The 665-nt window shown below is 66.0% G+C and carries 1 protein-coding gene; it reads left to right on the plus strand.

Translation table 11 applies throughout. From position 1 onward, the window contains the following. Positions 1–665: transporter substrate-binding domain-containing protein (locus BN1136_RS13775; RefSeq protein ID WP_043808683.1), on the plus strand; the 665-nt coding region annotated here is incomplete at both ends.

Here is a 665-nt window from a genome sequence, read left to right on the forward strand (position 1 = left end):
GGGGCAGCGCTTATCTCGGGGATTATCTGCAGTTGCGTTACCTGATGCGGGAGTACCCGGACGAGGGACTGCGCCTGCGCCGTTTGCGCAGCGACGATCTGGTGCTCAGCTATCGGTTGATGATGCGGGACAGGCCGGAGCTGCGCGAGTTGGTGGACAAGGCGATCCGCTTCTTGCCGCCGGGTAGCCTCTATCGGGATCTGGGGCGCTATCTTCCCCAGAGCGAGCAGGATGTAAACCCGCTGCACTTCACCGACAGGGAGCAGGCCTGGCTCGTGGGCAATGCCCACACCATCAAGGTGGTGGCGGATCCCGGTTTCATGCCCTACAGCGGCATCAACGAGCAGGGGGTGTTCATTGGCTGGAGCGCGGACGTCTTGCGGGAAGTGAGCCGGCAGACGGGGCTGCATTTCGAGCTGCTGCCCGCCGCGAGCAGGGAGGAGGCCCTGGCCAAGCTGCGCAGCGGGGAGGCGGCCATGATGGCGGGTCTGCTGGAGTCGCCAGCGCTGGGGGCGGAGTTTGACTTCACCCGGGTGGTGGCGACCAGTCGCTATGCCCTGGTCAGCCGCAAGTTGGGGGCGCCACAGTCCCTGGCCGAGGTCAGCGGCAAGGTGATGGTTCCCCGGATGCTCTATGACACCGGGCTGCTCGCCCGCTTCGGCCAC

The organism is Aeromonas taiwanensis (assembly GCF_000820165.1).
GTDB lineage: Bacteria > Pseudomonadota > Gammaproteobacteria > Enterobacterales > Aeromonadaceae > Aeromonas > Aeromonas taiwanensis.